Genomic DNA, 227 nt, shown 5'->3' with positions numbered 1-227 from the left:
TCGGAATTACTGGGCGTAAAGCGCACGTAGGCGGTTTGTTAAGTCAGGGGTGAAATCCCGGGGCTCAACCCCGGAACTGCCTTTGATACTGGCAAGCTTGAGTCCGGAAGAGGTGAGTGGAATTCCGAGTGTAGAGGTGAAATTCGTAGATATTCGGAAGAACACCAGTGGCGAAGGCGGCTCACTGGTCCATTACTGACGCTGAGGTGCGAAAGCGTGGGGAGCAA

The 227-nt window shown here is 54.2% G+C and carries 1 rRNA gene; it reads left to right on the top strand.

The annotated features are described in order from the left end of the window. A 16S ribosomal RNA gene (locus VT50_RS38165) occupies window positions 1–227 on the top strand; the annotation flags it as partial.

Source organism: Streptomyces antioxidans, from assembly GCF_000968685.2.
GTDB classification, from domain to species: Bacteria; Actinomycetota; Actinomycetes; order Streptomycetales; family Streptomycetaceae; genus Streptomyces; species Streptomyces antioxidans.
Note: the sequence above shows the minus strand (reverse complement) of the source record. Positions and strands in the feature narration are given on the sequence as shown.